The 20,383-nt window shown below is 50.7% G+C and carries 20 protein-coding genes, 2 rRNA genes and 2 other annotated features (2 of these 24 cut by a window edge); all 22 genes read left to right on the top strand.

Translation table 11 applies throughout. The annotated features are described in order from the left end of the window. A 23S ribosomal RNA gene (locus AC13H5_RS14905) occupies nucleotides 1-2,753 on the top strand (it extends 161 nt beyond the left edge of the window). Between the two features lie 56 nt (nucleotides 2,754-2,809). Continuing rightward, nucleotides 2,810-2,925: ribosomal RNA gene (gene rrf / locus AC13H5_RS14900) — 5S ribosomal RNA — on the top strand. Nucleotides 2,926-3,074: 149 nt separating this feature from the next. After that, nucleotides 3,075-3,542, top strand: coding sequence for a CtsR family transcriptional regulator (locus tag AC13H5_RS14895; RefSeq protein WP_483546101.1), 468 nt, complete (start codon nucleotides 3,075-3,077; stop codon nucleotides 3,540-3,542). 19 nt (nucleotides 3,543-3,561) lie between these two features. Then, nucleotides 3,562-3,996 (top strand): UvrB/UvrC motif-containing protein, encoded by a 435-nt coding sequence (locus AC13H5_RS14890; RefSeq protein ID WP_034781746.1) that lies wholly within the window; start codon nucleotides 3,562-3,564, stop codon nucleotides 3,994-3,996. Beyond that, entirely contained in the window at nucleotides 3,996-5,039 is a 1,044-nt protein-coding gene (locus AC13H5_RS14885; protein WP_200881519.1) for a protein arginine kinase, read from the top strand. The genes AC13H5_RS14890 and AC13H5_RS14885 overlap by 1 nt, the downstream gene beginning before the upstream one ends. Before the next feature lie 24 nt (nucleotides 5,040-5,063). After that, nucleotides 5,064-7,499, top strand: a complete 2,436-nt coding sequence (gene clpC / locus AC13H5_RS14880) for an ATP-dependent protease ATP-binding subunit ClpC (RefSeq protein ID WP_034781743.1) — start codon at nucleotides 5,064-5,066, stop codon at nucleotides 7,497-7,499. Between the two features lie 54 nt (nucleotides 7,500-7,553). Next, on the top strand, nucleotides 7,554-8,930 hold the full coding sequence (radA, locus tag AC13H5_RS14875; protein ID WP_034781742.1) for a DNA repair protein RadA: 1,377 nt from the start codon (nucleotides 7,554-7,556) through the stop codon (nucleotides 8,928-8,930). Nucleotides 8,931-9,045: 115 nt separating this feature from the next. Then, nucleotides 9,046-10,110: a PIN/TRAM domain-containing protein gene (locus AC13H5_RS14870; RefSeq protein ID WP_034781740.1), complete on the top strand. Its 1,065-nt coding sequence runs from the start codon at nucleotides 9,046-9,048 to the stop codon at nucleotides 10,108-10,110. A 59-nt stretch (nucleotides 10,111-10,169) separates the two neighbouring features. Beyond that, on the top strand, nucleotides 10,170-10,847 hold the full coding sequence (gene ispD, locus AC13H5_RS14865) for a 2-C-methyl-D-erythritol 4-phosphate cytidylyltransferase (protein WP_483546565.1): 678 nt from the start codon (nucleotides 10,170-10,172) through the stop codon (nucleotides 10,845-10,847). After that, a complete protein-coding gene (ispF, locus tag AC13H5_RS14860; RefSeq protein WP_021066582.1) occupies nucleotides 10,844-11,317 on the top strand; it encodes a 2-C-methyl-D-erythritol 2,4-cyclodiphosphate synthase in 474 nt (157 codons plus the stop codon). Before ispD ends, ispF begins: the two co-directional genes overlap by 4 nt. 45 nt (nucleotides 11,318-11,362) lie before the next feature. Next, nucleotides 11,363-12,820 (top strand): glutamate--tRNA ligase, encoded by a 1,458-nt coding sequence (gene gltX, locus AC13H5_RS14855; RefSeq protein WP_483546564.1) that lies wholly within the window; start codon nucleotides 11,363-11,365, stop codon nucleotides 12,818-12,820. Next, nucleotides 12,818-13,021, top strand: a binding site (T-box leader). (Overlaps the previous gene by 3 nt.) Nucleotides 13,022-13,070: 49 nt before the next feature. Further along, the gene (gene cysE / locus AC13H5_RS14850) at nucleotides 13,071-13,760 is read left to right on the top strand and encodes a serine O-acetyltransferase (protein ID WP_034781737.1); all 690 of its coding nucleotides are present in this window, start codon (nucleotides 13,071-13,073) and stop codon (nucleotides 13,758-13,760) included. Next, a complete protein-coding gene (gene cysS, locus AC13H5_RS14845; RefSeq protein WP_214797791.1) occupies nucleotides 13,729-15,126 on the top strand; it encodes a cysteine--tRNA ligase in 1,398 nt (465 codons plus the stop codon). The genes cysE and cysS overlap by 32 nt, the downstream gene beginning before the upstream one ends. Next, nucleotides 15,123-15,530: a Mini-ribonuclease 3 gene (locus AC13H5_RS14840; protein ID WP_138858558.1), complete on the top strand. Its 408-nt coding sequence runs from the start codon at nucleotides 15,123-15,125 to the stop codon at nucleotides 15,528-15,530. Before cysS ends, AC13H5_RS14840 begins: the two co-directional genes overlap by 4 nt. Before the next feature lie 106 nt (nucleotides 15,531-15,636). Further along, entirely contained in the window at nucleotides 15,637-16,389 is a 753-nt protein-coding gene (rlmB, locus tag AC13H5_RS14835; RefSeq protein WP_034781752.1) for a 23S rRNA (guanosine(2251)-2'-O)-methyltransferase RlmB, read from the top strand. Beyond that, nucleotides 16,386-16,913, top strand: coding sequence for a YacP-like NYN domain-containing protein (locus AC13H5_RS14830; protein ID WP_034781731.1), 528 nt, complete (start codon nucleotides 16,386-16,388; stop codon nucleotides 16,911-16,913). The genes rlmB and AC13H5_RS14830 overlap by 4 nt, the downstream gene beginning before the upstream one ends. A gap of 221 nt (nucleotides 16,914-17,134) precedes the next feature. Beyond that, nucleotides 17,135-17,776 carry an RNA polymerase sporulation sigma factor SigH gene (sigH, locus tag AC13H5_RS14825; RefSeq protein ID WP_034781729.1) on the top strand — a complete coding sequence of 214 codons (642 nt, stop codon included), beginning with the start codon at nucleotides 17,135-17,137 and terminating at the stop codon, nucleotides 17,774-17,776. A gap of 127 nt (nucleotides 17,777-17,903) precedes the next feature. Continuing rightward, the gene (gene rpmG, locus AC13H5_RS14820) at nucleotides 17,904-18,050 is read left to right on the top strand and encodes a 50S ribosomal protein L33 (RefSeq protein ID WP_034781727.1); all 147 of its coding nucleotides are present in this window, start codon (nucleotides 17,904-17,906) and stop codon (nucleotides 18,048-18,050) included. 34 nt (nucleotides 18,051-18,084) lie between these two features. Beyond that, nucleotides 18,085-18,255 (top strand): preprotein translocase subunit SecE, encoded by a 171-nt coding sequence (secE, locus tag AC13H5_RS14815; RefSeq protein ID WP_012727692.1) that lies wholly within the window; start codon nucleotides 18,085-18,087, stop codon nucleotides 18,253-18,255. A 17-nt stretch (nucleotides 18,256-18,272) separates the two neighbouring features. Continuing rightward, nucleotides 18,273-18,824: a transcription termination/antitermination protein NusG gene (nusG, locus tag AC13H5_RS14810; protein ID WP_034781725.1), complete on the top strand. Its 552-nt coding sequence runs from the start codon at nucleotides 18,273-18,275 to the stop codon at nucleotides 18,822-18,824. 148 nt (nucleotides 18,825-18,972) lie between these two features. Beyond that, nucleotides 18,973-19,398, top strand: a complete 426-nt coding sequence (rplK, locus tag AC13H5_RS14805) for a 50S ribosomal protein L11 (protein ID WP_021066593.1) — start codon at nucleotides 18,973-18,975, stop codon at nucleotides 19,396-19,398. A gap of 98 nt (nucleotides 19,399-19,496) precedes the next feature. Continuing rightward, entirely contained in the window at nucleotides 19,497-20,183 is a 687-nt protein-coding gene (gene rplA, locus AC13H5_RS14800) for a 50S ribosomal protein L1 (RefSeq protein WP_034781720.1), read from the top strand. A gap of 59 nt (nucleotides 20,184-20,242) precedes the next feature. After that, nucleotides 20,243-20,383, top strand: a sequence feature (ribosomal protein L10 leader region); it runs 13 nt beyond the window's last position.

Here is a 20,383-nt window from a genome sequence, read left to right as displayed (position 1 = left end):
ATACATAGCACGGCGTGAGGCAAACCCGGGGAACTGAAACATCTAAGTACCCGGAGGAAGAGAAAGAAAATTCGATTCCCTGAGTAGCGGCGAGCGAAACGGGAACAGCCCAAACCAGGAAGCATGCTTCCTGGGGTTGTAGGACACTCTATACGGAGTTACAAAGGGATAGGATAGGTGAACGACCTGGAAAGGTCGGCCAGAGAAGGTGACGGCCCTGTAGCTGAAATCTTATCCCCTCCAGAGTGGATCCTGAGTACGGCGGGACACGTGAAACCCCGTCGGAATCCGGGAGGACCATCTCCCAAGGCTAAATACTTCCTAGTGACCGATAGTGAACCAGTACCGTGAGGGAAAGGTGAAAAGCACCCCGGAAGGGGAGTGAAACAGATCCTGAAACCGTATGCCTACAAGTAGTCAGAGCCCGTTAACGGGTGATGGCGTGCCTTTTGTAGAATGAACCGGCGAGTTACGATGGCGGGCGAGGTTAAGCCGATGAGGCGGAGCCGCAGCGAAAGCGAGTCTGAATAGGGCGCATCAGTCCGTCGTCGTAGACCCGAAACCAGGTGATCTACCCATGTCCAGGATGAAGGTCAGGTAACACTGACTGGAGGTCCGAACCCACGCACGTTGAAAAGTGCGGGGATGAGGTGTGGGTAGCGGTGAAATGCCAATCGAACCTGGAGATAGCTGGTTCTCCCCGAAATAGCTTTAGGGCTAGCCTCGAGGTGAAGAGTTCCGGAGGTAGAGCACTGATTGGACTAGGGGCCCCCACAGGGTTACCGAATTCAGTCAAACTCCGAATGCCGGCAACTTGTACTCGGGAGTCAGACTGCGAGTGATAAGATCCGTAGTCGAAAGGGAAACAGCCCAGACCATCAGCTAAGGTCCCCAAGTGTATGTTAAGTGGAAAAGGATGTGGCGTTGCACAGACAACTAGGATGTTGGCTTAGAAGCAGCCATCATTCAAAGAGTGCGTAATAGCTCACTAGTCGAGTGACGCCGCGCCGAAAATGTAACGGGGCTAAACATACCACCGAAGCTATGGATCCCGTAAGGGATGGTAGGGGAGCGTTCCAAGCAGCAGTGAAGCGGTATCGTGAGGAGCCGTGGAGCGCTTGGAAGTGAGAATGCCGGTGTGAGTAGCGAAAAGAGGGGTGAGAATCCCCTCCGTCGAAAGCCCAAGGTTTCCTGAGGAAGGCTCGTCCGCTCAGGGTTAGTCTGGACCTAAGCCGAGGCCGAAAGGCGTAGGCGATGGACAACAGGTTGATATTCCTGTACCGCCGTACCACCGTTTGAACGATGGGGGGACGCAGAAGGATAAGGTAACCGTGCGACTGGAAGTGCACGGACAAGCAGCGAGGCCGTCGGGTTGGCAAATCCGCCCGACACACAAGGCTGAGCTGTGATGTGGAGCCCGTAGGGCGAAGTACCGGATTTCACGCTGCCAAGAAAAGCCTCTAGTAAGGAGGTCGGCGCCAGTACCGTAAACCGACACAGGTAGGCGAGATGAGAATTCTAAGACGCGCGGGATAACTCTCGTTAAGGAACTCGGCAAAATGGTCCCGTAACTTCGGGAGAAGGGACGCTTATGGCAACATAAGCCGCAGTGAATAGGCCCAAACGACTGTTTAGCAAAAACACAGGTCTCTGCTAAATCGCAAGATGAAGTATAGGGGCTGACGCCTGCCCGGTGCTGGAAGGTTAAGGGGATGTGTCATCGCAAGAGAAGCACTGAACCGAAGCCCCAGTAAACGGCGGCCGTAACTATAACGGTCCTAAGGTAGCGAAATTCCTTGTCGGGTAAGTTCCGACCCGCACGAAAGGCGTAACGATTTGGGCACTGTCTCAACGAGAGACCCGGTGAAATCATAGTACCTGTGAAGATGCAGGTTACCCGCGACAGGACGGAAAGACCCCATGGAGCTTTACTACAGCCTGATATTGAGGCTTTGTACGCGATGTACAGGATAGGTGGGAGTTTGTGAAGCCGGAGCGCCAGCTTCGGTGGAGACACCCTTGGGATACCACCCTTTGCGTATAGAGTCTCTAACTCGCAGCCGTGATCCGGCTGGAGGACCGTGTCAGGTGGGTAGTTTGACTGGGGCGGTCGCCTCCTAAACAGTAACGGAGGCGCCCAAAGGTTCCCTCAGAATGGTTGGAAATCATTCGAAGAGTGCAAAGGCAGAAGGGAGCTTGACTGCGAGACCTACAAGTCGAGCAGGGACGAAAGTCGGGCTTAGTGATCCGGTGGTTCCGCATGGAAGGGCCATCGCTCAACGGATAAAAGCTACCCTGGGGATAACAGGCTGATCTCCCCCAAGAGTCCACATCGACGGGGAGGTTTGGCACCTCGATGTCGGCTCATCGCATCCTGGGGCTGGAGTAGGTCCCAAGGGTTGGGCTGTTCGCCCATTAAAGCGGTACGCGAGCTGGGTTCAGAACGTCGTGAGACAGTTCGGTCCCTATCCGTCGTGGGCGCAGGAAATTTGAGGAGAGCTGTCCTTAGTACGAGAGGACCGGGATGGACGCACCGCTGGTGTACCAGTTGTTCCGCCAGGAGCATCGCTGGGTAGCTACGTGCGGACGGGATAAGTGCTGAAAGCATCTAAGCATGAAGCCCCCTCCGAGATGAGATTTCCCTTTGAGCAATCAAGAAAGACCCCTCAGAGACGATGAGGTAGATAGGTCATGGGTGGAAGCACGGCGACGTGTGGAGCTGAATGATACTAATCGGTCGAGGCTTTGATCTAGTCTAAGGTTTGTATGAATTGATGAGTCTTCAGTTTTGAGAGAACGATCTCTCTTGTCTGGTGGCGATAGCGAAGCGGCCACACCCGTTCCCATGCCGAACACGGAAGTTAAGCGCTTCAGCGCCGAAAGTAGTTGGGGGTCTCCCCCTGTGAGGATAGGACGTTGCCAGGCCAACGCGAAGGACGATCAAGCATCCGCTTGGTCGTTCTTTTTTTGTATATCTAGCGATGTCGCAGTTGCGACATCGCTTTTCGTTTGCCTTTTTTTGAATCAATGATAGAATATAGTCAAAAGTCAAAGATGGTCAGAGGGTGGTGGAGATGAGAAACATATCGGATGTAATCGAACAGTATTTAAAACAAGTGCTGAAGGAGAGCCAGGCCGAAGCAATCGAGATTAAACGGCAAGATATTGCCAAGCGTTTCGAATGTGTTCCGTCTCAAATCAACTACGTCATTAATACGCGCTTTACGGTCGAGAAGGGCTATTTGGTGGAAAGTAAGCGTGGGGGCGGGGGATATATTCGCATTCGCCGCGTAATTTTACATGAAAAGCAAGACGTGTTGGTCAGCTTGATGGATATTTTACAAGACCATCCTCGTCTTTCCGAACAGCTTGTCGAGAACATCTTGATTCGCTTATTTGAAGAAGGGATGTTGAGTGAGCGGGAAGTGCGCTTGTTGTATCATTTATTGTCTGATGAAGCGCTCGGCTTGAACGCTGAAGATCGACACTTGATTCGAAGACAACAGTTACTCGTATTAATGAAATTACTTAGTTACCATTGACTGACGGAGGCATACATCTATGCTATGTGAACGATGCAAACGGCGACCTGCCGTCAATGAAATTCAAGTAGTGGAGAATGGAATTCCTGTAACGCGTAAACTATGTCGTAATTGTACAGTAGAAATCATGTCAGGTTATGTGCCGGTCGTGAAACGCTGTCCCACGTGTCAACTGACACAAAACGAGCTGGCTCATTTACGAAAAGCTGGATGCGCTACTTGTTATACGGTGTTTCGTGATGAACTGATTAAAATCACTCGGCAGTACCAGCAAGGCCATGATGTTCACGTCGGTTCGATGCCTGATGCCTTGCGCACACCCGACGAGCGAATCGAAGAGCGACTCCAAAAGTTAGCAGGGGAGTTACAACGAGCCGTCGAACAAGAAGATTATGAACGTGCAGCGCGAATTAAAAAAGAAATAATTCAGCTGAAAGGACAAGGTGAGGCATGATGGAACCATTTCTCAAGCATCCACTCGGTCCGAAGATGAAAGAGCGAGCGAAACTTGATGACTTAGTCATCTCCACTCGTATCCGTCTAGCGCGTAATTTAAAAGATACAGTCTTTTCTCCGGTTTTATCTAAAGAAAGTCAACATCAGCTTTGTCAACGTGTTGAAACGTCACTTGGCGGATTGCAAGGCTTCGAATATTTGCACATGGGCACTTACGATGTAGTGACACGACAAGCACTCGTTGAAAAACATTTGATTAGCCCAACGATTGCTGGAAAAGAAGAAAGTGCCGTCTTGTTAAGTGAAGATGAAACGATCAGTGTGCTTATTAATGAAGAAGATCACTTACGAATTCAAACGTTACTCCCGGGTTATCAAGTGGAAGAAGCGTTTGAACTCGCGAAACGAGTCGATGTTCTCTGTGGCGAATCTCTCCCATACGCATATGACGAACAGCTCGGATATTTAACGACTTGTCCAAGTAATATCGGTACAGGGCTTCGAGCGTCAGTGATGCTCCATCTCCCAGGGCTAACGTTGACAGGGCGAATTACTCCTATATTGAAAGAGCTTCGCAAGCTCGGATATACGATTCGGGGACGGTATGGAGAAGGTAGCGACGCGGCGGGACGATTGTTTCAATTATCGAATCAACGCACACTCGGCAGTCATGAATCACAGTTGTTGACAGATTTTATGGAAGTTACGGAGCAAGTCATTCAGGCGGAACGACAAGCACGGGAAGAGCTACTGGCTAGCAACCAAGACGAGTTAGAGGACCAGTTTTATCGCTCATACGGAATTTTACGTTATGCGAAACTGTTATCATCGACAGAAGCGATTGAACGTCTGTCGGATTTGCATTTGGCGAGTGACCTTGGTATTTTGTCCGACTGGAGTCCACCTCAGTTTCACGAATTAATTGTAAAGCTTCAATCAGGTTTCCTACAAAAACATTTCGGGAAAACATTATCTACGAAAGAACGAGATCGCGAACGAGCGACTCTCGTTCGTCGAACGTTAGATCATGGCTTAGTTTGATCCAACTTTAAGGAGGTTTTGTCAATGATGTTTGGTCGATTTACAGAACGAGCTCAGCGCGTATTAGCTTTAGCACAAGAGGAAGCGGTACGACTTGGCCATCATAATATTGGTACGGAACATATTTTACTCGGACTCGTCCGTGAAGGGGAAGGGATTGCTGCTAAAGCACTGTTCGCCCTCGGACTCACGTCTGAAAAGATTCAACAAGAAGTAGAGGCACTCATTGGCCGTGGATCAGAAAACGGCTCAACGATTCACTATACACCGCGTGCAAAAAAAGTAATCGAACTCTCGATGGACGAGGCTCGAAAACTTGGACATTCTTACGTCGGCACCGAGCACATTTTACTCGGCGTGATTCGTGAAGGCGAAGGTGTGGCGGCTCGTGTTTTGAACAACCTTGGAGTCAGTTTGACGAAGGCACGTCAGCAAGTACTTCAACTCTTAGGAAACACGGAGTCATCTTCTAATGCGTCACAACCTGGAACGAGTGCCGCGACACCAACGCTAGACGGCTTGGCCCGTGACTTGACCCAACAGGCGCGTGAGTCGCGTCTTGACCCAGTCATCGGCCGCGCTGGCGAGATTCAACGCGTCATCGAAGTGTTGTCTCGCCGGACAAAAAATAACCCGGTCCTCATTGGGGAACCAGGGGTCGGGAAAACGGCAGTCGTCGAAGGTCTCGCTCAACAGATCATTAATAACGAAGTTCCAGAAACTCTTCGTAATAAACGTGTCATGGTACTTGATATGGGAACACTCGTCGCCGGAACGAAATACCGCGGTGAATTTGAGGACCGATTGAAAAAGGTAATGGATGAGATTCGCCAAGCTGGGAACGTCATTCTTTTCATCGACGAATTGCACACATTGATTGGAGCTGGCGGCGCTGAAGGCGCAATCGACGCGTCGAACATTTTGAAACCGTCACTCGCACGTGGTGAACTCCAATGTATCGGAGCGACGACACTTGATGAGTACCGGAAGTATATCGAGAAAGATGCGGCACTCGAACGCCGGTTCCAACCGATCCAAGTCAATGAACCGACAACGGATGAGGCAGAACAAATCCTCTTCGGGTTACGTGACCGTTACGAGGCGCACCATCGCGTCACAATCACAGATGAAGCGATTCATGAAGCCGTCGTTCTCTCGGACCGCTACATCTCGGACCGTTTCCTTCCGGATAAAGCGATCGACCTCGTCGATGAGGCTGCTTCGAAAGTAAGACTTCGTTCGTTCACGGCACCGCCGAATTTGAAAGAACTCGAGGCTCGTCTTGAGTCGATTCGCAAAGAGAAAGATTCGGCTGTACAGAGTCAAGAGTTCGAGAAGGCTGCCTCGTTACGTGATACCGAACAGAAACTCCGGGATGAGCTCGAACAGCTCAAGTCGGAATGGCAGAATAAGCAAGGGAACGAAAAACTCGAAGTAACGAAAGAAGATATTGCGCAAGTCGTCGCCAACTGGACAGGTGTCCCGGTGACGAAGATCGCCGAAGAAGAGACAGATCGTCTCCTCAAACTCGAATCGATTCTCCACGGCCGGGTCATCGGTCAAGATGAGGCCGTCAAATCGATTTCGCGGGCGATTCGCCGGGCTCGTGCCGGATTGAAAGATCCGAAACGTCCGATTGGTTCGTTCGTATTCCTCGGACCAACTGGTGTCGGGAAAACCGAGTTGGCTCGTGCTGTGGCTGAAGCGTTGTTCGGTGACGAAGACGCCATCATCCGAATCGACATGTCTGAGTATATGGAGAAACACGCGACGAGCCGTCTCGTCGGGTCGCCTCCAGGTTACGTCGGCTATGAAGAAGGCGGTCAATTGACTGAGAAGGTTCGTCGCAAACCATATTCGGTCATCTTGCTTGATGAGATTGAGAAGGCCCATCCTGAAGTGTTCAACATCTTGCTTCAAGTGCTCGATGACGGTCGCTTGACTGACTCGAAAGGGCGTACGGTCGACTTCCGGAACACGGTCATCATCATGACGTCAAACGTCGGTGCGGCAGCCCTCAAACGCAACAAATATGTCGGATTCACGGTTGAAGATGATGTGAAACGTGAATATACCGAAATGAAAGACAAAGTCATGGAAGAGTTGAAAAAAGCGTTCCGTCCCGAGTTCTTGAACCGGATTGACGAGATCACCGTCTTTCACTCGCTCCAAAAAGAGCACATCCAAGAAATTGTCAAACTTATGGCCGAGACACTTACGAAACGTCTCGGAGAACAAGGCATTGATTTCAGTCTCACCGAATCAGCGCTCGAGAAAATCGCTGAAGTCGGGTACGACCCGGAATACGGGGCTCGTCCACTCCGCCGTGCGCTCCAGCGTGAGGTTGAGGACCGACTCTCAGAGGCGATGCTCAGCGGCAGCATCACAAAAGGCAGCAAAGTGGCGCTCGATGTACAAGACGGCGAATTCGTCGTCCGTAATGAAGGTGTCGTTCAGTAACTACAAGGCTCCCTCTCTCATGTGAGGGGGCTTTTTTAGACGGAAAGGAACATCATGGCAAAAATTAAAACGAAATACGTATGTCAGTCATGCGGGTACGAATCCGCAAAATGGATGGGGCGTTGCCCAGGATGTAACGAATGGAACACACTCGTTGAAGAGTTTGTCGAAGAGAAAAAGGCAAAGCGGGGGGCCGCATTCGTTCATAGCTCCTCGAGACAGCTGAAGCCGGAGCGTCTGTCGGACGTTGTGTCACAAGAAGAGACGCGCGTCCATACGAACAGTCAAGAGTTTGACCGCGTGCTTGGGGGCGGAATCGTTCCAGGCTCACTCGTCCTCGTCGGTGGCGATCCAGGAATCGGAAAGTCGACGATTTTGCTTCAAGTGAGCGCCCATTTGGCGCACAGTGGAAGGAAAGTGCTCTATATTTCCGGGGAAGAATCGCTCAAACAGACGAAACTTCGCGCCGAGCGGCTCGGCCTCCCGACCGAGGACTTATATGTCCTCGCGGAGACGGATATGTTGATGATTGAACGGGTCATCGATGAAGAGGAACCAGGGTTCGTCATTATCGACTCGATTCAAACCGTCTATATGGATGAGATCCAGTCGGCGCCAGGTAGTGTCGCCCAAGTTCGGGAATGTACGGCAGCGCTCATGAAAATCGCCAAGACCCGTGGAATTGCCGTCTTTATCGTCGGTCACGTGACGAAACAAGGTTCGATTGCGGGACCTCGTCTGCTCGAGCATATGGTCGATGCCGTCCTTTACTTTGAAGGCGAACGTCACCACACGTTCCGTATTTTACGGGCCGTCAAAAATCGGTTCGGATCGACGAACGAGATCGGTATCTTTGAAATGAAGGAAGGCGGTCTCGAAGAAGTGCTCAATCCGTCTGAAATTTTCCTAGAAGAACGGACTGCCGGGGTCTCGGGCTCAACTGTCGTCGCGTCGATGGAAGGGACGCGGACGGTGCTCGTCGAGCTGCAGGCATTAATTTCCCCGACCTCATTCGGAAATCCACGTCGGATGGCAACAGGGATCGACCAGAACCGGGTCGCGCTCCTCATGGCCGTCCTTGAGAAACGATCAGGGCTTTTACTCCAAACGCAAGATGCTTATTTAAAAGCTGCGGGCGGTGTCAAGTTGGATGAGCCTGCGATTGATTTGGCGATTTGCATCTCGATTGCGTCAAGTTTCCGCGATCGTCCGACCCGTCCGACGGATGTGTGCATCGGCGAAGTTGGATTGACCGGGGAAGTGCGACGGGTGTCACGGATTGAACAGCGTGTCGCCGAAGCGGCCAAGCTCGGATTTACGCGGGCGATTATCCCGAAAAATAACCTCGGGGGCTGGACGGCCCCACCTGGTATCGATGTCGTCGGTGTCAGTACTGTCGATGAAGCGCTCCAACTTGCCATCCCGTTCTGACGGGGCGCTTCCGGCAGTTTTTAACGCTTTGTAACGAACGCTTTCAAAAAAACCATGTTACAATGAAAGTGTTAATTTCTTGAAATTTTAATTCATAATAAAGGAGGTGGAATGAGTGAAGATTGCTGTACGAATCGGATTTATTTTAATCGGACTCGTCGTCGGTTGGTTCGGTATTATCGAAGCGATGTTGCTGTTAGGTGACCTCGGAGTGAATGTACCGGCTTGGTTGACGATTCCTTATGTGGCTAGTTTGATTGGTGGACTTATCTTCTTCATTCTTAGTTTATTCTTGACCGATGGGGTCGTTAAATTTATCCGTTTTGTTGAAGAACGGCTTGTCCGTTTACCGGTCGGTGATATTTTGTTCGGGTCGATCGGATTGATTATTGGTTTATTGATTGCCTTTTTGATCAGTGTCTCATTAGAAGTAACAAATATCTTCTTACTCAGCAAAATCGTACCGATTTTCGTGACCGCCTTGTTCGGGTACTTCGGTTTCGCTGTCGGCTATCGGAAGCGGAACGAATGGATTAAACTGTTCGTCAAGAGTGAACGCGAGAAGCCGGAAGCAGAACCGTTGCGCCGCTCGAACGATAAAATTTTGGATACGAGCGTCATTATCGACGGTCGGATCGCCGACATTTCGAAGACCGGTTTCATCGAAGGCACGCTCATCGTGCCACAATTCGTCATCGGCGAGCTTCAATATATCGCCGATTCGTCGGATACGTTGAAGCGGAACCGTGGTCGTCGCGGTCTTGATATTTTGAAGGAGTTACAAGACAACGACCGCATCGAAGTGGAGATTTACGATGGCGATTTCGAAGACGTCGCCGAAGTGGACATTAAATTGATCAAGTTGGCCGAATTGAAAAAAGGGATTGTCGTCACGAACGACTACAACTTGAATAAAGTGTGCGAAGTTCGAAATGTCCCTGTGCTGAACATTAATGATTTGGCAAATTCAGTCAAACAGATTGTCATCCCGGGGGAAGAGATGGTCGTGACGGTCATTAAAGAAGGTAAAGAACAAAATCAAGGCGTCGCGTACCTCGAAGACGGCACGATGGTCGTCGTTGAAGGTGGGCGCAAGTTGATTTCGAAGACATTGCCTGTTGTCGTGACGAGCGTTCTTCAAACATCGGCTGGCCGTATGATTTTTGCGCGTCCTGAATAAGCATGGAAAAAGAGACGCATTAGCGCTCTCTTTTTTCACGAACAGAGGTGAATGGAATGGTGCGTTATACCGTGGTCATCCCAGCCGCAGGGAAAGGGAAGCGGATGGGAGCCGATGAGAATAAATTGATGCTGACGTTACAAGGGAAGCCGATTATCGTATGGACGGTCGAAGCGTTCTCGAAAGATGCATGGTGTGAGCGCATCGTGCTCGCAGTGCGCCCTGAGGAACAAGGGTGGTTCGAGCGACAGTTGCATCATTTAGAGACCCCGATTATATACGTAACGGGTGGGGAAGAACGACAACAGAGCGTTCGGTCGGGTTTACAAGTCGTCGACCCGGATGCCGTCGTCTTGATTCATGATGGGGCACGGCCGTTTGTGCGTATTGATCAACTTCACGCTATCGCGGAAGCTGCCCAAACGGAAGGTGCGATTCTTGCTGTGCCGGTCAAAGATACGGTCAAACAAGTCGCAACCGGACACATCACACAGACTGTGCCGCGTGAGGCGCTCTGGCTGGCGCAAACCCCGCAAGCATTTCCTGCGGCTGACATCCGAGCGGTTCATGATCAGGCGGAAGCGTCAGGATTTATCGGGACGGACGATGCGAGTTTATTCGAGTGGGCTGGTAAAAAAGTGATTGTCCTTGCAGGGGACTATCACAACATTAAAATGACAACCCCAGAAGATTTATTATTTGGAGAAGCGATTTTAACGAAGGAGGATTATCGATGAGAATCGGACAAGGATTTGATGTACACGCGTTCGCGGAAGGGCGCCCGCTTATTTTAGGAGGAATCGAGATTCCGCATGACCGCGGCCTACTTGGCCACTCAGATGCGGACGTCTTGTTGCATACGATTGCCGACGCGGCGCTCGGGGCGATTGCAGCGGGCGATATTGGCAAGCATTTCCCGGACACGGACCCTGAGTTTAAGGATGCAGACTCGAAAGTGTTGTTACAACACGTGTGGCAACTCGTCAAAGCAGAAGGTTATGTGCTTGGCAACGTCGATGCGACGGTGATGGCGGAACGACCGAAACTCCGAACGTACATCGACGACATGCGAGCGGTTATCGCCGAGTTGCTTGAAGCGGATATCAGCCAAGTGAACGTCAAAGCGACGACGACCGAAAAGCTCGGCTTCACAGGACGTGAAGAAGGAATTGCCGCTCAGGCGGTCATCCTGCTCAACCGCGCTTGACAAAAGTGGTATACTATTTGGGCAGAAGAGAAGAAAGGTGGAAATATTATGAGTGAAGTGCGCGTACGCTATGCGCCGAGTCCGACGGGTCACCTTCATATCGGGAACGCCCGGACCGCGCTATTTAACTATTTATATGCTCGCCATGCTGGCGGAAAGATGATTCTCCGAATCGAGGATACGGACCAGAAACGGAACGTCGAGAACGGTGTCGAGAGCCAAATGAAATACTTGGAATGGCTCGGCATCGATTGGGATGAAGGCCCAGGCCGCGGCGGCGACTTCGGCCCGTACTTCCAAATGGAACGCCTCGACCTTTACAATCAATACGTGAACGAGTTGATGGATAAAGGACTCGCGTATAAGTGCTATATGACGTCTGAAGAACTTGAGGCGGAGCGCGAAGCCCAAATCGCACGTGGCGAAGCACCTCGTTATTCGGGTGCCCATCGTAACTTGAGCGAAGAAGAACGTGCGGCGTTCGAAGCCGAGGGACGTAAACCATCGATTCGGATTCGCGTACCAGAAGCGGTCACGTACAAGTGGACGGATGTCGTCAAAGGGGATGTCTCGTTCGAATCGAAAGACTTCGGCGACTGGGTCATTGTCAAACAGGATGGGATCCCGACATATAACTTTGCTGTCGTCGTCGACGACCACTTGATGAAAATCAGCCACGTCTTGCGTGGGGACGATCATATCGCCAACACACCGAAACAGATGATGGTGTATGATGCGCTCGGTTGGGACTACCCTTCGTTCGGCCATATGACATTGATCTATAACGAAAACCATAAGAAGCTCTCGAAACGTGATGAGTCGATCATCCAATTCATCGAGCAGTATGCCGACCTCGGGTATCTCCCAGGGGCGCTCTTTAACTTCATCTCGCTTCTCGGCTGGTCACCGGTCGGAGAAGAAGAGATCTTCACGAAAGAAGCGTTCATCGAGATGTTTGACGCCGGTCGTCTTTCGAAGAGCCCGGCCGTCTTCGACCAACAGAAACTCGCTTGGATCAACAGTGTCTACATGAAACAGGCTTCGCTTGACGAAGTGGTGGCACTCAGTTTACCATTCTTACAAGAAGCAGGACGTTTACCGAACGCCTTGTCGATGGAACAGGCGGATTGGGCGACGGCGCTCATCGCCCTCTATAAAGAACAAATGACGCACGGTGCTGAAATCGTGTCGTTGACGGACCTATTCTTTAAAGATGAGGTCGATTACGACGAAGAGGCCAATACGGTTCTCGCTGGTGAAACGGTACCGGCTGTCCTCGCCGAATTCAAGACTCAACTTGAAGCGATTGAGGAGTTCACGCCTGAAGCTATCAAAGCAGCGACGAAAGCGACACAAAAAGCAACAGGTCAAAAAGGGAAAAACTTGTTCATGCCGATCCGGGTCGCCACGACTGGGCAGACGCACGGACCAGAGCTTCCGAACGCCATTTCATTGATTGGCAAAGAGCGTGTCTTGGCACGTCTCACAACATTATTAACTTAAAAGGCAACGATGAGGAAAGTAAGCGGTATGACACTTAACAGAGACTAGAACCTAGGCTGGAAGTTCTAGAAGCGTCCCCCGTCGAAGTGCACCTCGGAGCCGTTCCGGCGATATGTAGTCGGGACCGCGACTCGGCGTTAACGAGACTTGAGAGGGGAACTTTCCCAAACAGAGTGGAACCGCGCTTACGGCGTCTCTGTGCCTTGGCACAGGGGCGTCTTTGTTTTTGATATGGAAAAGGAGAACAATTATGGGATTTTGGAAAAGTGTGAGTGAGGATATTCGGAACGTGCTCGAGCTCGATCCGGCTGCCCGCTCGAAAGCAGAAGTCATCTTAACATATCCTGGTTTGCATGCGCTTTGGGCACATCGGATTGCGCACGGACTGTGGACGCGTAACGTGAAATTGTTGGCGAAAATGATTGCTCAGACGAGCCGTTGGTTGACAGGGATTGAGATTCATCCCGGGGCGGTCATCGGCGAAGGGGTGTTCATCGATCACGGGTTCGGCATCGTCATCGGCGAGACCGCCATCATCGGTAATAACGTGACCATTTATCAAGGCGTGACGCTTGGTGGGACGGGCAAAGAGAAAGGGAAGCGACATCCGACCATCGGGAACGATGTGCTCATCTCAGCTGGGGCCAAAGTGCTCGGAAATATCACGATTGGCGATTGCGTCAAAATCGGGGCGAGTTCCGTCGTTTTAAAAGACGTCCCGTCTGACTCGACCGTCGTCGGGATTCCAGGCCGAGTCGTCATCCGAAACGGGGAGCGGGTCAAACAACATGACCTCGATCATCGATTGCCGGACCCGGACCGTGAATGCCAAGAGCGACTCGAAAATGCCGTCGCTGATTTGCAGCGGAAGCTTGCGTCATTAGAGAAACGGATGGAGGAAAAAACACATGATTCAGTTTTACAACAGCCTCACGAATAAGAAAGAACCGTTCGTCCCGATCGTTCCGGGAAAAGTGTCGATGTACGTATGCGGACCGACCGTCTACAATTACATTCACGTCGGTAACGCCCGGCCGGCCATCGCCTTCGATACAGTTCGTCGTTATTTAGCGTACCGAGGTTATGAGGTCAAATATGTTCTCAACTTCACGGATGTGGACGATAAAATCATCCGGACCGCAAACGAACTCGGTGAAGACGTCGGGACGCTGACGAACCGTTTTATCGACGCCTATTTAGAAGACACGGGTGCTTTGAACGTGTTACCGGCTGACGTCCATCCACGCGTTACAGACACGATGGACGAGATTATCACGTTCATCCGCGAACTTGAGACGCAAGATTTTGCGTATGAGGCAGGGGGGGACGTATATTTCCGTACTCGTAAGTTCGAGACGTACGGAAAATTGAGCCAGCAATCAATCGAAGACTTGCGCGCGGGTTCACGTGTCGACGTTGGGGAAAAGAAAGAAGACCCGCTCGATTTCGTCTTATGGAAAGCGGCGAAGCCAGGCGAGCCGGCGTGGGAGAGCCCATGGGGACAAGGTCGTCCGGGTTGGCATATCGAGTGCTCGGCGATGGCAAAGAAACACCTCGGCGAAACGATTGATATTCATGCTGGAGGACACGACCTCAAGTTCCCGCACCACGAGAACGAGATTGCCCAGTCGGAGGCGTGCAATCATACGAAGTTCGCCAACTACTGGCTGCATAACGGATTCATCAATATCGAGAATGAAAAGATGTCAAAATCGCTCGGGAACTTCCTGCTCGTCCATGAGGCGTTGAAGGAAGTGGATGCGATGGTGCTCCGCTTCTTTATGTTATCGGTCCACTATCGTCATCCAATCAACTATAGCCGTGAGTTGATCGAGCAAGCGGCGAACGGATGGGATCGCATCAAGGAGTCGTATCAAAACGTTGAATACCGCTTATCGGTCACGGCCGGCCTTGAAGAGCCGAGCGAGGCGATGGAACGCAAGCTCGCGACGATTAAAACAACGTTTATCGAAGCGATGGATGATGATATCAATACGGCGAATGCAGTGACCGTCCTATTTGACTTGGCACGTGAAGCGAACATCTACGCAAAAGCAGACCACGTCTCGAAAGTCACGCTCGAACACGTGATTGCTCTCTTCGAAGAATTGACAGGTGTGCTTGGTTTGACAATCAAGAAAGAGCTAGAGCTTCTTGACGCGGAAATTGATCAATTGATTGAAGAGCGGAACACGGCTCGGGCGGAGCGGAATTTCGCGCGTGCCGATGAGATTCGAGATCTCTTGAAAGAACAGAAGATTCAACTCGAGGATACAGCCCAAGGGGTGCGGTGGAAGCGGTTATGAAACAACTTGCCCCCCAACTGAACGCTCTCGCCCTCGCCTATATGGGCGACGCCGTCTATGAGATGGCGGTACGCAAACGACTGCTCGGACAAGGGATGACGAAGCCGAACGACCTACACCGTGGCGCCATCCGCTACGTGAATGCGGCAGCGCAGGCTGGGATCGTGACTCACTGGCTCGAGACGGGTGTCTTGAGTGATGATGAAGCGGCTGTCGTCCGCCGTGGGAAGAACGCGAAATCCGGTTCAATCCCGAAGCGGACAGATGTTCATACGTATCGCTATTCGACAGCGTTCGAAGCATTGATTGGTTACACATATCTAATGGAAAGAAGGGATCGTCTTGAAGAACTCATCGAACAAGCGTTCACATGGCTCGAAACCGAGTCATTCGAAACGACATGACGGAGGAAGGGCGCATGAGCAACGGTCATTTGATCGTCCGCGCGGCGAACGAAATGATCGACCGAAGCGTCAAAAACTAGAACGACCAGACTATCAAGAAGTCGACGTGCTCGAGGAAGGAATCGACTTCCTTTACGGGCGCAACCCGGTGATGGAAGCGCTCCGGAGCGGTCGCGATATGAACAAGGTCTTTATTATGGAAGGGCAACAGAAAGGGCCGCTCGCTCAAATCATCGGCATGGCCAACGAGGCATCGGTTCAAGTCTCGTTCGTCCCGAAAACGAAACTCGAGAAGATGGCCGGTAGCGAACATCACCAAGGTGTCGTCGCTGCGGTCGCCGCCTACGAATATAAGTCGATCGAAGATATGTTCGCCCTTGCCGAGTCAAAAGGAGAAACGCCGTTGTTCATCCTGCTCGATGAACTCGAAGACCCGCATAACCTCGGTTCGATTTTGCGGACAGCGGATGCGGTCGGGGCGCACGGGATTATCATTCCGAAGCGCCGCTCGGTCGGTTTGACGCAGACGGTGGCGAAAGCTTCGACAGGCGCGATCGAGTACATTCCGGTCGCACGCGTCACAAACTTGACGCGGACGCTTGAAGAACTGAAAGAGAAAGGACTATGGGTTGTCGGGACAGACGCGAGCGAGAGCCAAGATTATCGTCGCCTCGATGGGAACATGCCGCTCGTCGTTGTCATCGGTAGTGAAGGTAAAGGGATGAGCCGCCTCGTACGCGAATCGTGTGACTTCCTCGTCCACATGCCGATGGTCGGTCACGTCACATCGCTGAACGCCTCGGTCGCGGCCGCGCTTCTCTTGTATGAAGTGCATCGCTCACGTAACCCATTGTCATGAGCATCAAGAAACGGGAATTGCTCCTCGTGGATGGATATAACATTATTGGCGCATGGCCGCACCTTCGAAAGCTGCGCGACATCGATTTTGAGAAAGCGCGAAACGATTTGATTGAAGCGATGGCCGAGTACCAAGCGGTCACGGGTCGCGAAGTGACAATCGTCTTCGATGCCCATATGCGATACGGGCGGGAATCGAAAGCGAATCAGAGTCGTGTCGCGGTCGTCTATACGAAAGAAAACGAGACGGCGGATGAATGGATTGAACGCCGTGCGCACGCCCTTGTCGATGATCGGCTCGTGACGTTGTTTGTCGCGACGAACGACTTCACCGAACAGTGGGTTATCTTCGGACAAGGAGCGCTCCGGGTTCCTGCCAATGAGTTACTGAAGGATTGGAAGCACGCCCAGGTGTTGATTGAAAAAGAACGGTCGGCACTCGAACAGGACCGGTCGAATCGAAAAACGATTGACCTTTCACCAGACATAAGAGCCCGATTGGAAGAAATACGCCGTCGTAAATAAGGCGGTGAAGGATATCACAGACGAGTTCATCAAATGGACTCGTCTTTTGTTTTTAATTTGACATTTATTTGGAAAGAAATGTTGTATACTAATAGATGTATGAGTTACACGATATGTAATTGACGGAATTTTTAGAATTTTATTTGACGGTCGTTTTAACCGACGCCTATAATGAGAGCACAAACTTACATAAGTTCATCAATCGCCGGGGGGTATGAAACATGAACGGATGGCCATACGAGCAATTTGAAAGCATGTCCGACGAAGAGCTGGTCTTTCTTGCGCGTAATGAGGGGGATAGCGACGCTCTTGAGTTTTTGATTGAACGTTACCGATATTTCGTCCGGGCGAAGGCAAGGTCTTACTTTTTGATCGGTGCCGATCACGAGGACATCGTGCAAGAAGGCATGATCGGTCTGTATAAAGGTGTCCGGGATTACCGCGATGAGCGGCTCGCCTCGTTTAAAAGTTTTGCCGAGATGTGCATCACCCGTCAAATGATCACTGCCATCAAAACGGCGACCCGTCAAAAGCATATCCCGCTCAATTCTTACGTCTCGCTCGACAAGCCAATCTTTGACGACGAGTCGGATCGGACACTGCTCGATGTGATCTTGCCGCCGCATCCGACGGACCCGCAGGATTTGCTCGTGACGCGAGAAGAACAACTGTTCATGGAAGAAAAGATGGAAGAGCTCCTGAGTGACTTGGAACGAAAAGTGTTGCGTCTTTATTTGGACGGCCGTTCGTACCAAGAAATCTCGGACGACCTCGACCGTCATGTGAAATCGATTGATAATGCGTTACAGCGCGTGAAGAAAAAGTTTGAGCGGCATGTCGACGTCAAAACGATGACGAGCTAACCGATATTGACCGCACGCCTCCTATGTGATACTTTTAAGGCAGCGCCTTGTCCGTAGACGCCATTTACAGGAGGCGTTTTTTTTTCGCTCTTTTTTATAGGAGAGCTGTCGAAAGGGGCGCTCATGAATGGCAAAGAAAGTAAGTCTCGCGTGTTCAGATTGCGGGTCGAGCGGTTATTCGACCATGAAACAAGACGACGTGACGACACGGCTCGAGCTGAAAAAGTTCTGTCGGCGTTGCAATGCGCATACGACACACCGAGAATCGAAGTAATGTAGATTGGCATTCAACGTAGGAGGAAGCTACCATGAACTTTTTGCGCGATGTATGGAAAGAGTTAAAGAAAACGAGTTGGCCGACTCGTAAAGAGCTCACAAAATATACCATCACGGTCATCGCGACGGTCGTCGTGATCGGCCTGTTCGTGTTCGGCGTAGATACTGGTGTCAGCTATCTCGTCAACCTATTAATCAACTAAGGAAAGAGGTGAAAGCCGTGGAGAAACAATGGTTTGTTGTCCAGACGTATTCTGGATTTGAAAACAACGTCAAAGAAAACCTAGAACGTCGGATCGGTTCGATGAACATGGAAGATAAAATTTTCCGCGTCCTCGTTCCGACTGAAACAACGCAAGAAGAAGTCACGCTCAAGAGTGGCGAGAAGAAGATTAAAGAAAAAGAAGTGAAGAGCTTCCCAGGTTACGTCTTCGTCGAGATGGTCATGACTGACGACTCGTGGTATGTCGTGCGGAACACGCCGAACGTCACCGGCTTCCTCGGTTCAACAGGCGGCGGCGCCAAGCCGATCCCGCTTCAACCGGACGAAGTGACGAACGTCTTGTCACAGATGGGTCTCATCGAGAAGAAAGATCGTTACAACTACGAACTCGGCGACCTCGTCCGTGTCAAAGAAGGCGCATTTGAGAACTTTGAAGGTACGATTGATGAAATCGAAGCCGATAAAGAGAAGCTCAAAGTTGTCGTTGACATGTTCGGCCGTGAAACAAAAATTGAGCTTGATTTCGAACAAGTTCAGAAAATTAACTAATACCCACTTGCCATTCTCGGAAACGGATGGTACAATCGGAAATGTTTGATGTTGTGCTATATTTCGGTACAAACTCGACCTAATAGATTGAGTGGGAGGGCGCACAACGTCCAAGAAACCACATTTTAGACTTAAGGAGGTGTGTCTCGTGGCGAAAAAAGTTACTAAACTCGTTAAACTTCAAATCCCAGCTGGTAAAGCTAACCCAGCACCACCAGTAGGTCCAGCACTTGGTCAAGCAGGTGTTAACATCATGGGATTCTGTAAAGAGTTCAACGCTCGTACACAAGACCAAGCCGGATTGATTATTCCTGTAGTCATTACGGTATACGAAGATCGTTCGTTTACATTCATTACGAAAACTCCACCAGCTGCAGTTCTTTTGAAGAAAGCTGCTGGTATCGAGAGCGGTTCTGGTGAACCAAACCGTAAGAAGGTAGCAACGGTTAAGCGTGATAAAGTTCGCGAAATCGCTGAACTTAAAATGCCTGACCTTAACGCGTCGTCTGTTGAAACAGCGATGCTTATGGTTGAAGGTACTGCGCGTAGTATGGGTATTGTAATCGAAGACTAATTTATTAGTCTCTGGGATTGTCGGTGAATATTATGCTCACCTTCAATCCCTTCATTATGTGGGAGGAAATTCCGCTAACCACAAGGAGGAAAAGAATCATGGGTAAAAAACACCAAGAAGCAGCTAAGCTTGTTGACCGCATGAAGTCATACGAACTCGCTGAGGCCGTTGAACTCGTTCAGAAAACAGCTACTGCTAAATTCGATGAAACAATCGAAGTTGCTGTCCGTCTCGGCGTAGATCCGAAGAAAGCGGACCAACAAATCCGCGGTGCCGTCGTACTTCCACACGGTACTGGTAAAACACAAAAAGTTCTCGTCTTCGCAAAAGGCGAAAAAGTTAAAGAAGCTGAAGCGGCTGGCGCTGACTACGTCGGTGACTCTGAGTTCATCACTAAAATCCAACAAGGATGGTTCGACTTCGATGTAATCGTTGCGACACCTGACATGATGGGTGAAGTTGGTAAACTTGGTCGCGTTCTCGGACCAAAAGGCCTCATGCCTAACCCGAAAACAGGCACAGTCACGTTCGACGTTGCGAAAGCAATCGCGGACATCAAAGCTGGTAAAGTAGAATACCGCGTTGACAAAGCCGGTAACATCCACGTACCAGTTGGTAAGAAGTCATTTGAAGCAACAAAACTCTCTGAGAACATCGAGACAATCATCGAGACACTCATGAAAGTGAAGCCTGCTACTGCAAAAGGAACTTACCTTAAAAACATCGCGCTTTCTTCGACAATGGGTCCTGGAATCCGTGTCGCGACTGCCGACTTCATCAAGTAATCTACTTGAAATAAACTGTTGACAACGTGTGATACCGCTGTTAAAGTAATACACGTTCAACCGAATATGTTGGATTACCGTAGACAGAAGGTGGACATCGGTCCGTAAACCCTTCCGAGGTGTCTTTGCTCGAACTTGAGCCTGTTGTCACAGGTTTACTTTCAAACAATTACGCCCTCGTATGTCTTCATACGAGGGAT

It is taken from the genome of Exiguobacterium sp. FD-YE-25-4 (genome assembly GCF_057004685.1).
The sequence above is the reverse complement of the archived record's forward strand: the minus strand, read 5'-3'. Positions and strand labels throughout refer to the sequence as shown.